9 protein-coding genes and 1 riboswitch are annotated in these 16,180 nt (G+C 33.8%); of the genes, 8 read left to right on the plus strand and 1 reads right to left on the minus strand.

What is annotated here, in order from left to right; all coding sequences use genetic code 11:
- Positions 1 to 3 precede the first annotated feature (3 nt).
- Positions 4 to 2,175, minus strand: coding sequence for a TonB-dependent receptor plug domain-containing protein (locus G8C43_RS09480; RefSeq protein WP_166005630.1), 2,172 nt, complete (start codon positions 2,173 to 2,175; stop codon positions 4 to 6).
- A 120-nt stretch (positions 2,176 to 2,295) separates the two neighbouring features.
- On the opposite strand from G8C43_RS09480, the gene G8C43_RS09485 reads away from it, so the two are divergent.
- The 8 genes from G8C43_RS09485 (at position 2,296) to G8C43_RS09520 (ending at position 16,153) form a co-directional block, all read left to right on the plus strand.
- Positions 2,296 to 3,531 (plus strand): T9SS type A sorting domain-containing protein, encoded by a 1,236-nt coding sequence (locus tag G8C43_RS09485; RefSeq protein WP_166005631.1) that lies wholly within the window; start codon positions 2,296 to 2,298, stop codon positions 3,529 to 3,531.
- A gap of 44 nt (positions 3,532 to 3,575) precedes the next feature.
- The gene (locus G8C43_RS09490) at positions 3,576 to 7,790 is read left to right on the plus strand and encodes a cobaltochelatase subunit CobN (protein WP_221411567.1); all 4,215 of its coding nucleotides are present in this window, start codon (positions 3,576 to 3,578) and stop codon (positions 7,788 to 7,790) included.
- A 19-nt stretch (positions 7,791 to 7,809) separates the two neighbouring features.
- Positions 7,810 to 8,502, plus strand: a complete 693-nt coding sequence (locus G8C43_RS09495) for a hypothetical protein (RefSeq protein WP_166005633.1) — start codon at positions 7,810 to 7,812, stop codon at positions 8,500 to 8,502.
- 34 nt (positions 8,503 to 8,536) lie between these two features.
- A complete protein-coding gene (locus G8C43_RS09500) occupies positions 8,537 to 9,133 on the plus strand; it encodes a MotA/TolQ/ExbB proton channel family protein (protein WP_105296925.1) in 597 nt (198 codons plus the stop codon).
- A gap of 2 nt (positions 9,134 to 9,135) precedes the next feature.
- The gene (locus G8C43_RS09505) at positions 9,136 to 9,471 is read left to right on the plus strand and encodes a DUF2149 domain-containing protein (protein WP_105296926.1); all 336 of its coding nucleotides are present in this window, start codon (positions 9,136 to 9,138) and stop codon (positions 9,469 to 9,471) included.
- Between the two features lie 160 nt (positions 9,472 to 9,631).
- Positions 9,632 to 12,163, plus strand: a complete 2,532-nt coding sequence (locus tag G8C43_RS09510) for an ATP-dependent Clp protease ATP-binding subunit (RefSeq protein ID WP_160543029.1) — start codon at positions 9,632 to 9,634, stop codon at positions 12,161 to 12,163.
- A gap of 115 nt (positions 12,164 to 12,278) precedes the next feature.
- Positions 12,279 to 13,427 carry an MFS transporter gene (locus tag G8C43_RS09515; protein WP_166005634.1) on the plus strand — a complete coding sequence of 383 codons (1,149 nt, stop codon included), beginning with the start codon at positions 12,279 to 12,281 and terminating at the stop codon, positions 13,425 to 13,427.
- A 76-nt stretch (positions 13,428 to 13,503) separates the two neighbouring features.
- A riboswitch (SAM riboswitch) is annotated at positions 13,504 to 13,602 on the plus strand.
- 106 nt (positions 13,603 to 13,708) lie between these two features.
- On the plus strand, positions 13,709 to 16,153 hold the full coding sequence (locus G8C43_RS09520) for a TonB-dependent receptor plug domain-containing protein (protein ID WP_166005635.1): 2,445 nt from the start codon (positions 13,709 to 13,711) through the stop codon (positions 16,151 to 16,153).
- The last annotated feature ends 27 nt before the right edge of the window (positions 16,154 to 16,180 follow it).

Consider the following 16,180-nt stretch of genomic DNA (forward strand, 5'->3'; position numbering starts at 1 on the left):
CATTTATATATTAAAATTAAAACCAAGTTTAGCGAAGTATGATCTACCATAAAATAAATTGATACTTTTTACAGGTCCGTCGTGAGCTCCAGCTTGTGCAGCAGTAGTATTTACTTTCTTAATATCAAAAATATTTCTTACCCCTGCCGTAAGTTCAATAAATTTGTTAAATAATGATTTCCTAACCGAAAAATCTAATAAATTAAAATCATCTTGTTTTCCCAAGTAATAAGAATCAGTTTTAGAATCTAATACATAAGAAGATTCTTTTCCGTTATATTTATAAAAAAGAGAAAAAGTAGTATCCCATTTCTTAATTGTATAGTTAACATTGGAGTTTAGTTGGAAGGTATACAAATAATCATTATCAGGAGTTGTAATAGGAATGCCGTTGATATTGTCTTCTAACGTTCGAGAAACTCCAAAATAAGAAGCATTCAGGTTAAAATGAAAATTTTGAATTCTCATATTTGAATTGAGTTGTACTCCCCATGTTTTGAACTTATCCACATTCAAATATTTATATTCTAACGGTTGCATATTAACCGTTGCAAGTTCAATTTTGTCTTTTAAATTAATATACAACGTACTTAGCGTGATATCACCTTTAAAATTATCTTTAGATTTAAATTTCTGATTCCAATAAATGGAACTGGAATACCCTTTTTCGGGAACTAAATTTTCATTTCCCTGTACATTATGATTAGTATCGACAAAATACGTATACAATTCGTCAAAATTTGGAGTTCGATTGGTAGAAGTAACTTCCGTACGAAAATTAGAATTAGGAGATAGTTGATATTTCATAGCCAGTGAATAAGAATACTGATTATCAAATTTTGTATTAAAACTCGCTCGGAATCCGGGTTTTAAATATAGATCCGGGTTCGCTTTGATTTCAGCAGATCCAAACAAATCATAATTGTCTAAATGTTTTTTCAAATCTTCTTGAAAGCCGGAAGTGTTCATTCCACCAATCGAACTGGAATTCGAAGACCTTAATCCTTCAATAAAATTAAATTCATAGCCAATTTGATAAGATAATATTTTACTAAGGGAAGGAGAACTAAAAGTTCCGCGAGTGTACCAGGCATCAGTTCCGGCATATTTTTTATAAGCATCTTTCTTTCCAAAAACCTCTCTCATACCAATGTCGTACGTATAATCCCTGCTTTTTCTACTTTGTTTTTGATAAGAAAAATCTCCGTTATAAGTTAGATAATTGAAAAGTTTGGCACTTAAAAAAAGATGATGAAGCCAACGATCTGTTTTAAAATTTCGATCCTTAGAAGCATAAGTAAAAAGACCACCTTCAGACAATGCTCTGTAATCAACGATAGGATTATAATAATTAGTCAACTCATTTAAGAATTGTAAATTATAAAAAGCATTAAAATCAGTAGTTTTATAATGAATAAGAGCATTAGAGTTCCATTGTTCCTTAGGAAGCCATTCATATCCTCTATTACCATCATTTTCATAATATCTCTTACCCTTTTTGTTTCCGAAAAAACCTTTAAAATCATTACGATTTGCTCCTAACGATAAAAACCATTTATCTGATAAAGAATGAGAAATATCTAACGATTGAATATGTCTGCCCTGTTCTTTCCAATCATACTCTTTACCTACCGTTTCCTCTTGTACATAACCGGAAACTTTCCATTGGGAATTGATTTTTTTACGGGTTATGATATTGACAATTCCAGTCAGTGAATTAGAACCGTAATCCGTACCCATACTCCCTCTCACAATCTCGATCCGTTCCACATTATCTAAATTAATTTTGGTTAAATCAACATTGGAGCCCATTCCATAATCACTCACCATAGGAATATTATCTATCAATACTTTGAAATATTGACCATCCAAACCGAAAAGAGAAGCTTCAGAATCCCCGTTTTTACTGTTGGGTAGAGTATTAAAATTAAGATAATAACTTAAAATGTCCGATATATTGGATGCTGCTCTGTTTTTAATATCTTCTTGGGATATGACCTCAACTTGATATATGGATTTATCAACACTTTGTTGATGATATTGACCTGTTACCACAATTTCATCAATATCCTTTACTTTATTTTTTTTGTCATTAGTCTCTTGAGAATAAGATAAATTACTTAAAATCAGAGATATATATAATAAAAAGAACTTATTGGAGCTATTCTTTTTCATAGTTTTTTTAGCAAAAGTAAAAATAATTTAGAATAAATCTAAATATTATTGAGAATAAATCTAAATAATAATTATATTTGCCCTAAATAAAAATAGAATAAAAACTTAAATCTATTGATTATGAAAAGGACTATACTGCTTATAGTATGGTTTATGGTACAAGTTACCGTACATGCTCAAGAAAAAAATATCGCTCTTTCCTTAGGCTCTTCTTATACCCAACAAGTATATTTTCAATTGGGTTCTAATAATCAAATTACCCTGCCCACAACAGATTGGGACTTAGCTTTTCTAAGAAAAGATGCCAGAAGTTTTGCTACACGCGTGAATGATGCACGCATTAAAGTTTATGAAGCAGCAAATGCAGCTTCAGATTGGAGTACTATTGATGTATCTAAGAAACAACAATGGAAAAAATTATATAATAGCGAGGTTAAATGGGAAAAAGGAGCGTTCGATAACGGTTCGGCAACCTACGGATGGGGAGAATATTTTATGCCCACCCATCATGTAGTGGGTTCTATCATATTTGTATTAGAATATGACGATGGAACTCTTATCAAATTTATGATTGAAGATTATTTTAAAGGATATACATGTAAATATGCCATTTGGGAAGGAACATCATGGAGTTCAGATCGATCCTTTACTATCTTAAATTCCACAGGTGAAGGAAAAATGTTTAACTATTATTCATTGAAAAATAATAAATTGGTAGATACAATTCCCTTGGATGTAGATTGGGATTTGCTTTTTACAAAATATACTTCGTTCTATAAAAACATAGATTATGTTTCTGTAACAGGAGCATTACAAAATACTCACGTTGCCGTTGCTAAAAAACTAGAAGGCGACCAAACTGAACTTCAAAATGAAAATTTTAAAAAAGAGATTAATACCATAGGAGACCGATGGAAGGAATTATCCGGTTATTCATACGTAATTCCAAAAAATAAATATTACGTTAAAACAGAAAAAGATCAAACAACGAGCTTATATGAATTATGGTTTACTGATTTTGGAGGAGCAGCTACAGGAACTATCAATTTCACGTATAAAAAAATAAATAATTTAGGAATAGAAGAATTGACAGATCATTCTTCCTTTACGGTTTATCCTAATCCAATAGTAAATAAAACGGCTACCTTACTATATGATATTAAAAATTCCAATGCAAATAAAGCAGAATTATCCATATATAGCTTAAGTGGTAAGAAAATGTACGAAGATAAAATCTTGGGACAAGCCGGTTTTTATTCAAAAGAATTGAATTTATCTGCCTTAACACCCGGAATTTACATTCTCGTATTCAAAGTAGGAGATCATAAAGCGACTAAAAAAATCATTGTCAAATAAACGTTTATCAAAGAAAAAATCAGGCTTACATAAATATTATGAAAATGAAAAAAAAGAAGCTCTTATTGAGTATAATTGTGTGTCTATTTGTATTACTAATGGCAAGTTGGATCATTTGGAATAAAACTGCCTCACCAACAAAAGTAGCTTTAGTAAACTTTCAAAAATTTCAAACCACCAGTCTTATTCAATCCAATAAAGACCCCTTCATTCAATACGAAGAAGTCTCTTTAGAAGATTTATCTAAATTAAAAAAGTACGACTTTATTTTAGGATTCGGTATGGGAATGAAAGCATCTGCGGAAGAAAGGGAGCAGCTAAAAAAAATTATGCAAGACGGTAAACCCTTTTATATATACCGCGCAACTAATCCCGAAAACAATCTGTGCAATTTAGACAGCACACGGATGAAAGCGGTAGAAGCATTTATGGATAGTGGAAACAAAAAAAATTATCAAAGCCTTGCCAGATATATACGTAAAAATATAGATAAAAAGATATTTTTTGTTACGGAACCAAGCCCTATAGTTGAGACTGCAGAAGATGTATTGTATCATTTAGATGAAGACTTGGCATTTAAAAATGTTAGTGAATATGAAAATTACTTAAAGAAAAATTATTTTTATATAGAGGGCGCGCCTAAAGTGGTCATTTTGGGTGGATTAAATGATCCGTATAGTGGAAATAGAGATAACTTAGACAGCTTACTCGTTTCTTTACAAAAGAAAGGATTTAACGTATATCCCATATCCTCCACATTTGAGAGATTGGAATTTTTAAAGGAAATTCAACCGGATGCAGTAATTCATTTCGCTCACGGAAGACTAGCGTTAGGAAAAGCAGAAGAAGCAGTAAACTGGTTAAAACAAAGAAATATTCCCGTATTTACGCCACTTACCATATTAAAAACTAAAGAAGAATGGCTTAAAGATCCCATGGGAATGATGGGAGGTTTCCTCTCACAAAGTGTAGTTATGCCTGAATTGGACGGATCTATATATCCATACGTTTTAAATACCCAAGAATTAACAGATAATAATCTTTATTTATTTAAAACAGTGCCCGAAAGACTCCAAAATTTTGTTCAAATCATTCACAATTTTGTAGAGTTAAAACATAAAAAAAATGAAGATAAAAAAATAGCTGTCTACTATTATAAAGGACCCGGTAAAGAATCCTTAACCGCACAGGGATTGGAAACCGTTCCTTCACTTTATAATTTTTTAAAACGATTAAAAAAAGAAGGATATAAAGTAGATAATTTACCCGAAAATGTACAAGATTTTGAAAAAATCCTGATGACCCAAGGTTCTGTAATGAGTACCTACGCCCAAGGAGCTTTTGATGAATACTTGAAAAATGGCAATCCCGAATTGATTGATAAAACAACGTATGAAAACTGGGCAAAAAAAACACTTACCCCCGAAAAATATGCCGAAGTTACAGCCGTTTACGGAGAAGCTCCGGGTAATTACATGAGTAAAAATATAGGTGAAAAATCGTATTTAGCGATTTCACGAGTTCAATTCGGAAATATTGTACTATTACCTCAACCTATGGCAGGATTGGGAGATGATACCTTTGCCATTATCCATGGAGCAAAAACAGCTCCTCCTCATACCTATATTGGGTCCTATCTTTGGGTACAGTACGGATTCCAAGCCGATGCGTTGATTCATTTTGGGACACACGGAAGTCTTGAGTTTACCCCTCAAAAACAAATTGCTCTGAGTAATGAAGATTGGCCGGATAGACTAGTCGGAACCTTGCCACATTTTTATTATTATACCATTGGAAATATCGGAGAAAGTATGATGGCTAAAAGACGTTCCTATGCCACCTTACTATCTTATTTAACTCCTGCATTTATGGAGAGCCAAACCCGTTCTCAATTTAAAGAATTGCAAGATAAGATACAATATTACTATAAATCCGAAGAATCCAATCAGCCGTTAGCATCCCTTGAAGTAAAGAAAATAGCGGTAAAAATGGGATTGCACAGAGATTTACGTTTAGATAGTATAGCAACCAAACCCTATAATTTAGAGGAGATAGAAAGAATAGAAAATTTTGCCGAAGAAATTTCCAATGAAAAAATGTCCGGGCATCTTTATACTTCCGGTATACCTTATACTAAAGATAAAATCATATCAACCGTTCAGGCAATGAGTACAGATCCAATTGCTTATAGTCTGGCCGCCTTGGATAAACAAAGAGGAAAAGTAACCGAAAAACAACTCAAAAATAAAGTATATTTTAAACAAAGATATTTAGACGTAGCCAGAAATATAGTTAATCAAATCTTATCAGGAAAAGAAGCGAGTACTGCATTTATTTGCAGCATTGCCGGAATTGATGAAAAAGAATTGGAACAATCTAAAATGATTATTTCCCCTCCAAAAAGAACGTTTAAAAAAAGTACTAAAAGTACCGCAGGTAAACCTTCTAAAATGGAAAATTCTCCAGGTCATTCCAAAAATACCTCTTCGCAACAAGTTGCACATACAGCTCCAAAGGAATCAGAGAAAAAGCCTATGCATGGAATGGCAGGTAAAAAGATAACTTATACCAAAGAGCAAAAATCAAGAGCGAGAGCTATTGTTGAAATTGAAAGAACTATCACCAACATAAAAAAATACGAAAAAAGTTTAGAAGAAAGTCCGGAATTGGAATTTAAAGCATTAGTCAATGCACTATCCGGAGGCTATATTGAGCCTTCTTCAGGAGGAGATGCTGTGGCGAATCCGAACGGAGTTCCTACAGGTAGAAATATGTATTCCATTAATGCAGAATCCACCCCTACCGAAATAGCATGGGACAGAGGAAAGGAACTTGTTAATGCAACTTTGGCACAATATAAAGCAAAGCATGGAGCGTATCCTAAAAAAGTTAATTATACCTTTTGGAGCAGTGAATTCATTGAAAGCGAAGGAACAACCATAGCGCAAGTTTTATATATGCTGGGAGTTGAACCGGTTCGTGATGCCTTCGGAAGAGTATCCGATTTACAACTAATTGAATCCAAAGATTTAGGAAGACCGAGAATTGACGTGGTGGTGCAAACTTCAGGACAGTTTAGAGATCTGGCAGCCTCCCGTTTGGCATTACTATCAAGAGCAGTGGAAATGGCCGCATCTGCAAAAGATTCCAACTATGAAAATTTAGTAGCTCAAAGCACTCTGGATATAGAAAAAAGTTTAGTCGATGAAGGAGTACCTCCTCAAGAAGCCCGTCAGATTTCAACACAACGAATATTCGGAGGAGTTAACGGAATGTATGGAACAGGAATTCAAGAAATGGTAACCAGCGGAGATAAATGGGAAGATGAAAAAGAAATAGCCGAAACCTATATCAATAATATGGGAGCAATATACGGCAGTGATAAAAATTGGGGTGATTTTCACAAGGGATTGCTAAAAGCTGTACTAAAAAATACAGATATGGTTGTTCATCCAAGACAAAGCAATACTTGGGGAGCTTTAAGTCTAGATCATGTATACGAGTTTATGGGAGGAATGAATTTAGCCATTCGCAATGTTACAGGCAAAGATCCCGATGCCTATTTTGCAGACTACAGAAATCATACTAATTTCAAAATACAGGAATTGAAAGAAGCTATAGGTGTTGAAGCTCGTACCACCATCTTCAATCCGGCCTATATTAAAGAGAAGATGAAAGGGGGAGCATCCAGCGCGGCCGATATAACAGAGGTTATAACCAATACCTACGGTTGGAATGTAATGAAGCCCGATGTGATCGATAATGAAATGTGGGATCAGATATATGATACCTATGTAACTGATAAAACCAATTTAGGAACCAAAGAATTTTTCAAAAAAGTGAGTCCGGCAGCCTTAGAAGAAATTACAGCAATCATGCTTGAAACTTCAAGAAAAGGGATGTGGAAAGCCACTGAAGAACAAATAAAACAAACGGCTCTCGTACATACACAAGTTGTGAAAGAATTTGGACATTCAGGAGCAGGATTTTCCGGAAATAATAAAAAACTCCAAGATTATATTTCAAACCAAGTTACCCCTCAGCAATCTACAGAATATAAACAACAAGTAACTAAAATGAGAATAGGAGAATCGTCATCAGATGCTAAAGAGGGGATGGTTTTGAAAAAAGAAGAAGTTTCCAAAGGAGTTAATAAATCAGAAAAAACAGCAGTCAACGGAGTAATTATAGTTACTGTTATAAGCATTGTTGCCCTTTCACTACTACTGTATATACGGAAAAGAAGAAAAAACAGCTAAGATAAAAGAATAGTACTTTATGGAACTCATCATACATTTATTAATGGCTCTAATCCTAGTAAATAGTATTATTAAGCTAAGTTTTTGGAAAAAAGGGCAAATAGCCTTAATGATGCTAATATACACTTTCTATATACTTTTAATTTATCCCGTAGCCATTAAGCAATCTAAAACACAGATAGAAGATTTTTTAGCTGATCATGTGATGATGCAAAACATGTCCGTAGTAGTTACGGTAGAATCTGCGGTATGTTTTGCTTTCTGTTTTGCAGCATTAATGGGACATTTTGGAAGTAAAAAACATAAGATAGTTCGATTAATATTAAAATATTATCCGGGAATATTACCTTTTTTAGTTTTATTTTATGGATTGACTCAAGCCGCATTTACCTTTACAGGTTTCCACTTTTTAACCATGGCAATCCTTTATGCATCAATCGTTATTTTATGTATGGTTTTAGCTGTCATAGCTCTTAAAAAACTGATTCCGGAATTTGATTTAAGACTTGAAATACATTTTATGATGAGTTTAATCATTTGTATACTAGGACTCATAACCACCGTTGATGGAAAAATAATATATAAAACATCAGAAGAAACCATAAATGTTAACTATATACTTTTATCGATGGGACTATTCATTTTCTTTTTTCTAATAGGATTTTTAGGAAATAAAATTAAATGGAGGTTAACTAAATGGAAAAATTGTTAAACACTAAAAGAAAAAATTAAAATAACTAATAAATATGGAAATTATATCAAAAGTATTATTTTGGGTAGCGAATAGTTTATTAATTCCCGATATCATCATCTTACTAATATTATTCGCTCGTTCATTGCTTCTTTTAGGAAGCTTTTACAATCAATTTATCGTTAAAAGGAATAACGATAAAAAGATAAATCCGGTTATTGAAAACCTTACTCAAGAAAAATTAAAAGATTTACAAGCATCCTTGCCTTCAAAAAACAATTCCTTATATATAAAATATTTAAGGACATTATTGGAAAATACCACCCATGAAGCCTATGCCGATTATACCATTTCCAATTTTGAAAATGAAGTAGATAAAGACCTTTCCTTATCAAAAATGCTTGCAAAACTCGGACCTGTCTTAGGTTTAATCGGTACTCTGATAGCCATGAGTCCGGCACTGGTTGGACTGTCTTCGGGGGATATTTCCGGTATGGCGTATAACATGCAAGTAGTTTTTGCAACAACTGTGGTGGGATTGGTAGTAAGCGCAATCGGATTAGTAACTTTACAAGTTAAACAACGATGGTATGCAAAAGAAGTTAACAATTTAGATTATGTAGCAAGAGTAGTAACGGGTAATGTAAATTAAGAATGAAAAGGCGAAGAAGAATTAACAGATTTCTAAAAGAAGAAGATACCGATCCGCTTAGTGTCATCGTAAACCTATTTGATGTAGCTATGGTTTTTGCCGTTGCTCTTATGGTTGCCATGGTTATGAATTTAAATATGGGTGAAGTATTTTCCAATGAAGATTTTACCGTTGTTAAAAATCCCGGAAAAGAAGATATGGAAATAATAACCAAAGAAGGAAATAAAATAAACAAGTATACCCCGTCCCAAGAGAAATCCACAGGTAAAAAAGGGAAAAAAGTAGGGATAGCTTATGAACTTGAAAATGGAGAAATAATATACGTACCCGAGAAATAGTTCCGACATAATATGATATTTTAAAATAATAGAGTACATTTATCAGAAAAAAATATTTTACTTTATCAAGGAATATGACAAAATAACCGATAAGTAAAGTGGCATGATAAATGCAAGATTCAAATCGTAAAATATTAATATATAGAACAGTAAGTCATACATGGACGAAAATTTTTCACAACAAGTCAAAGATGTAATAAGCTTCAGCAATGAAGAAGTATTACGATTAGGTAATGACCATATAGGGACGGAACATCTTGTACTGGGTATCTTACGTGAAGGTAACAGCAAAGCTATTACCATACTTCAAAGTTTAAATGTTGATTTAGGTGACTTAAGGAGAAAAATAGAAAATCTTAATAAACCTGAAATAAGTATAAAAGTAGACAGGAATCGCATCCCGTTTACTAAAGCTGCCGAAAGAGCTTTAAAAACAAGCTTTTTAGAAGCTAAGCTTTTTAGAAGCCCGGAAATAGAAACCATACATTTATTGATATGTATCTTAAGGATAGAAAGCGATCCGGTAACTCAGCTTTTCAAAAAGTATAATATCGATGCTAATATCCTTAAAGAAGAATATAGATTTCAGTTTCAAGAAGATTTTACGGAACAACCCACCAATGAATTTTCTGAAGAAGAAGGCATTAGTGAAGGAAATCAATACGAAGCACCTAAAGGAAGCAGATCCAACCCTTCGAAAAGCAGAACACCGGTATTAGATAATTTCGGTAGAGATTTAACCACCGCTGCACTCGAAGGTCGTTTAGATCCGGTGGTAGGAAGGGAAAAAGAAATTGAAAGAGTATCTCAGATATTAAGCAGAAGAAAAAAGAATAATCCTTTGTTAATAGGAGAGCCCGGAGTCGGTAAATCAGCCATTGCAGAAGGCCTCGCTTTACGAATTGTTCAAAAAAAGGTCTCTCGTGTTTTATACAACAAACGAGTAGTTACCTTAGATGTAGCCGGACTGGTTGCAGGTACTAAATATAGAGGACAATTTGAAGAAAGAATGAAAGCCATCATGAATGAGCTTGAGAAAAACTCGGATATTATTCTCTTTATTGATGAAATCCATACCATAGTAGGAGCCGGAGGAGCCACAGGCTCTTTAGATGCTTCCAATATGTTCAAACCGGCATTAGCAAGAGGAGAGATACAATGCATCGGAGCGACTACTTTGGATGAATATAGGCAATATATTGAAAAAGATGGCGCCTTAGAAAGACGATTTCAAAAAGTAATGGTAGAACAAACTTCTCCGGAAGAAACCATTATCATATTAAATCAAATTAAAGATAAATACGAAGAACATCATAATGTAACTTATACCGAGGAGGCAATTAAAGCTTGTGTAAATCTTACTACAAGATATATTACCGACCGATATTTACCGGACAAAGCGATTGATGCGCTCGATGAAGCGGGATCAAGAGTCCATATTAAAAATATCAAAGTTCCAAAGGAAATAGTTAATTATGAGAAAGAATTAGAAAAAATCAGAGCTGAAAAGACTAAGGTAATTAAAAGCCAAAAGTATGAAGAAGCTGCAAAATTAAGAGATACCGAAAAAGAGATTGAAACAAAATTAGCGAATGCACAAAGAGAATGGGAAAAATCTTCAAGAGAACATCGGGAGATTGTTACTGAAGATAATGTTGCAGAGGTAGTTTCAATGATGAGCGGTGTACCCGTACAAAGAGTTGCAGAAGGAGAGCTTAAAAAACTTGCTCAAATGAAAGATCTGATGAAAGGAAAAATAATCGGTCAGGACGAAGCGGTCAACAAAGTAGTAAAAGCCATTCAGAGAAACCGTGCCGGGTTAAAAGATCCTAACAGGCCTATAGGTACATTTATATTCTTAGGAGCAACCGGAGTTGGAAAAACTCAATTAGCAAAAGTTATTGCCAGAGAATTATTTGATTCAGATGATGCTCTCATTAGAATAGATATGAGTGAATATATGGAAAAATTTGCCGTATCTAGATTAGTAGGAGCTCCTCCGGGATATGTAGGATATGAAGAAGGAGGTCAATTGACAGAATCCGTAAGAAGAAAACCATATGCTGTAATCCTCTTAGATGAAATTGAAAAAGCACATCCGGATGTATTTAATATCCTTTTGCAAATTTTAGATGACGGACATGTTACGGATAGTTTGGGAAGAAAAATAGATTTTAGAAATACAATAATCATTTTAACTTCCAATATCGGAACTCGTGAACTCAAAGAATTCGGTGACGGTGTTGGATTTGGAACTTCTGCCAAAAAATCATCTTCCGATATAAGAGCAAAATCTACTTTAGAAAACGCTTTAAAGAGAACATTTGCTCCTGAATTCCTAAATAGGATCGATGATGTTATCATCTTTAATAATTTGGAAAAGGAAGATATATCTAAAATTATAGATTTAGAATTGAAAAATGTGTACGATAGGATTGCTAAAATTGGATATGAAGTAGAATTATCTCCGGAAGCTAAAGAATTCATCATTGAAAAAGGATGGGACAAAAATTTCGGTGCACGTCAGCTTAAAAGAGCGATCCAGAAATATGTGGAAGATGTGATCGCTGAAGAAATTATTAATTCATCGATACATGACGGAGACCATCTCTATATTGGATTAAATAAAGAAAAAGACAGTACGGAAATTAAAATACTGGAGGTTGAAAAAGAATCTCCGACTAATGAATAAAGTTTTAATTAATGAACAGCCTGTTTGATTGTATCAAGCAGGTTTTTTTTATTTTATAAATACCGGAGTAGTTAATAAATAGATACAATCCATAAAAAATCCGAGAGAATTAACAATGATATACAAAAAGCATTTGCCCAGAATGGCCGTAACCCTTTTATTTTTTTTCTTTGGAGGCAGTTCCGCGACTTGGGCTTCACGAATTCCAACGATTAAATTATCGATGAATGTTTCCGATTCCAATTGGGGATTGGTTTTACTATTTTTATCCATCGGAACACTTATTACGTTACCTTTTGCGGGTAATTTAATAAAAAAGCTGGGAAGCAAAAAATCAACCCTTACATTTATCATTCTTTACTTTATATTTTTAATCGGAATTGGATTTTGTGGAAAATTGTGGCAATTGAAACTCAATTTAATAGCCTACGGGGCCATAGGTAATTTAACCAATATAGCTATAAATACACAAGCTGTTAATGTGTCAAAATCCTATAAAGGCCAAATAATAGGCTCCATGCACGGTACTTGGAGCATTGGAGGTTTTTTTGCTTCTTGGTTAGGAGCAGTAATGATTGCTAAAAACATACCACCTTCTGAGCATTTTATTTTATATTCTTCCATAGGAATTCTGGTTTCCCTTTGGTTATTCAGATACTTGTTGCCGGATGAATCCAAAGAAGAACCAATGGAATTACCAAAAAAATCAAAATTTATCAGAGTTGATAAAAATCTTATTGTCTTAGGATTTCTAGCTTTTTTTGCTATGGTTTCTGAAGGAACGATGACCGATTGGTCCAATGAATATATGAGGAATATAGTGAAAGCCGATAAAAAATATATCGGATATGGATTGACTGCCTATATGGCAGCCATGGCTTGCGGACGATTCATTTCTGATTTTGTAGTTCGAAAATTCGGTTCAAAAATTACGTTGATTATCAGCGGATCTTTAATTTTTATAGGTATGGTCTGTGCTGTTCTATTTCCAACATTACTAACTACACTTCTTTCGTTCGTTATTGTTGGACTGGGAATATCTGCAGTCGTACCCTTAGTATATACCTTAGCGGGAAATTCAAAAACAGCTTCGCCCGAACAAGCGCTTACAGTTATTACCAGCATTGGTTTTATCGGTTTTTTTCTAGGTCCTCCTTGCATTGGTTTTTTAGCTGAAAAATTTTCATTACAAATATCTTTTACTTTCATTTCCTTGTTTGGAATAGGAATAATTTTCTTGGTAAGATTTTTTAAGATAAAGTAAATTTATTTCTTTATCTTAGAGGTAAAATAATATAATATAAAATTATTTTATTATGAAAATTATGGTATATTTACATCACTTATCAAGAAAGGTGGAGGGACTGGCCCTGTGAAACCTTGGCAACCGGCCTGCTTAGGCTTGGTGCTAATTCCAGCCCTGAGGGGAAAGATGAGTGATTCGCGAATTGTGAGTGTGTTGAGTTGTGAATAATTTCTTTTTTCCTTTCCGGTTTTTCTTGATACAGTTTTAATAAATATAATTTACTAACTGTAAGAAAGATAATGAAAAAAGTTTCTTTGTTAATGGTAAGTTTAATTTTAGAATTTACCAATTATGTGGATGCTCAAGAAAAACGAGCCGTAGATTCCCTTGATCTTGAAGAGATTGTTGTAGTCGGTGGCAGAAGTTCAGAACGAACAAAAGTAAATTCTCCCGTTGCCATAGATGTAATAGATGTCAGGAAAATAGATAAGGCATCTCCTCAATTAACCGTTAACGACTTATTAAATTATTTAGTACCTTCATTCAATTCAGTTCGCCAATCTTCTTCTGATGGAACGGAACATATTGATCCGGCTACCTTGAGAGGTATGGGTCCCGATCAGGTTCTGGTATTAGTGAATGGAAAAAGACGGCATACTACCTCATTAGTCAACTATCAAAATACGGTAGGTAATGGATCTGTGGGTACAGATTTAAGTGCCATACCCGTTTCAGCAATAGAAAAAATAGAGGTTCTAAGAGATGGAGCGGCAGCTCAATACGGTTCGGATGCCATTGCCGGTGTAATTAATATTATTTTAAAAAAGAATGAGGGCGGCTCGGCATCCATCACCTATGGATTAACCAATAGAAATGACGGGGAAACTTACAATTTTAGCGGAAATTACGGGGCTAAATTAGGAGATAAAGGAGGAAGTATCAATCTTTCTTTTGTAGTCAGCCAAAGAAATAAAACCAATCGTTCATATGATAATAATCTGGACAAGTTTGGCGATAACTTTGCCTATGATTTTGCACCGGATCCCGATCAGGCCAGAATAAACGATGAAAAAATTATGGCAGAAATGGGTTTAACCCAAAAAGACTTCCGTTTCAGGGCAGGAGATGCTCAAATTAAAAATCAACAGTTTTTTATAAATTCCATTTATCCATTATCCGAAAAGTATGAGTTCTACTCATTCGGCGGAGCAAGTTTAAGACAAGGAGAAGGAGCTGAATTCCGAAGACTTCCCAGTGAAAAAACTAATGTAGTTAAAGAACTTTATCCGATAGGATTTCAACCTTTATTAAAATCCACTATTTATGATATTTCTAACTCTACGGGAATAAGATATATGCATAATAATTGGATGGTAGATATAAGTAATACCTTTGGAGAAAACCTCTTTAATTATAAGGCTACGCATACAAACAATGCTTCGTTGGGTATACTTTCTCCAACGGAATTTAAAGCCGGGGGACATGAGTTTATGCAAAATACTATCAATCTGGATATTTCTAAAAAAATAAATACACTTCTTTCTATTGCCTTCGGAGGAGAATTTAAATACGAACAGTATAGAATAAAAGCCGGAGAAGAAGGCTCATGGATGCGTTACGATAAATTTGGTAATCCGGCAACAGCATCTACTCTTCCCACCGATATACTGGGAGAGGGGGGAGCACAAGGTTTTATAGGATTTTCTCCTGAAAATGCGTTAAAGGAGGACAGAAATAATGCCTCCGGTTATGCGGATGTAGCATTTAAAAAAGGAAAATTTTCCGGTGATTTGGCAGGAAGATATGAGCATTATTCCGATTTTGGTAATTCTTGGATAGGAAAGTTGGCGGTGCGTTATGAATATGTAAACGGATTTGCTGTAAGGGGAGCTTTCAGTAATGGATTCAGAGCCCCTTCTCTGCAACAGCAATATTTCAATAATTCTTTTTCCAGTATCTCATCGTCGGGATCAGGAGTTGTTTCTAAAGGTATATTTAGAAATGACAGTCCTTTGGCAAAAGCTTTAGGTATTGATAAACTTAAAGAAGAAAAATCTATAAATGCGAGTGCCGGTTTAACATTTAAACCTTCTAAAAAAATATATGTAACGGCTGATGCTTACTATATCAAAGTTAAAGATCGTATTGTACTCACGAGTGAATTTGTTAATGCAAAAGTAGAATCTTATGGAGTGGAAGGAGCACGATTTTTTACTAATGCTGTGGATACGGAAACGAAAGGTATTGATATAGTGGCCACGTATAAAGTTGGTTTAGGAAGGGGAAATCTGGATATAAGTTTATCAGGAAACTATACAGAAACAGAAATTGTTGATTATCATTTTCCGAAAGTTTTTGAAGGAGACAGAAATGAATATTTCGGTCCCGATCAAACCAATATAATTGAATCTTTAAGTCCAAAAGCAAAGGCTACTTTAGGCTTCAATTACTCTGTTTCGAAATGGAATTTATTAGTAAGAAATACCTATTTCGGTAAAGTTACGAGAGATGGTTACCCATACGGTTCGGTACAACATCATGATCCAAAATTAGTAACCGATTTTAGTATCAGTTATTCCATACGAAAAGATTTAATATTAACGATGGGCGGAAATAATATTTTTGATGTATTTCCGGATAAGCAAATCTATGAAAATTCTTATTATAATGTTTTCAAGTATGCACCGGTACAGATGGGTACAACCGGAGCTAATTGGTTTACTAAGCTTTCTATGAATTTCTAAATTTAGACTTATATATTTAATATAAAT

This window comes from Apibacter sp. B2966 (assembly GCF_011082485.1).
In the GTDB taxonomy this organism is placed as follows: domain Bacteria; phylum Bacteroidota; class Bacteroidia; order Flavobacteriales; family Weeksellaceae; genus Apibacter.

What these genes read in the sequence shown, in the direction of transcription:
- G8C43_RS09500 (WP_105296925.1), top strand. Translation starts at nt 8,537, where the DNA reads ATGGAAATTATATCAAAAGTATTATTTTGGGTAGCGAATAGTTTATTA.
- G8C43_RS09490 (WP_221411567.1), top strand. Translation starts at nt 3,576, where the DNA reads ATGAAAAAAAAGAAGCTCTTATTGAGTATAATTGTGTGTCTATTTGTA.
- G8C43_RS09485 (WP_166005631.1), top strand. Translation starts at nt 2,296, where the DNA reads ATGAAAAGGACTATACTGCTTATAGTATGGTTTATGGTACAAGTTACC.
- G8C43_RS09510 (WP_160543029.1), top strand. Translation starts at nt 9,632, where the DNA reads ATGGACGAAAATTTTTCACAACAAGTCAAAGATGTAATAAGCTTCAGC.
- G8C43_RS09505 (WP_105296926.1), top strand. Translation starts at nt 9,136, where the DNA reads ATGAAAAGGCGAAGAAGAATTAACAGATTTCTAAAAGAAGAAGATACC.
- G8C43_RS09520 (WP_166005635.1), top strand. Translation starts at nt 13,709, where the DNA reads ATGAAAAAAGTTTCTTTGTTAATGGTAAGTTTAATTTTAGAATTTACC.
- G8C43_RS09495 (WP_166005633.1), top strand. Translation starts at nt 7,810, where the DNA reads ATGGAACTCATCATACATTTATTAATGGCTCTAATCCTAGTAAATAGT.
- G8C43_RS09515 (WP_166005634.1), top strand. Translation starts at nt 12,279, where the DNA reads ATGATATACAAAAAGCATTTGCCCAGAATGGCCGTAACCCTTTTATTT.
- G8C43_RS09480 (WP_166005630.1), bottom strand. Translation starts at nt 2,175, where the DNA reads ATGAAAAAGAATAGCTCCAATAAGTTCTTTTTATTATATATATCTCTG.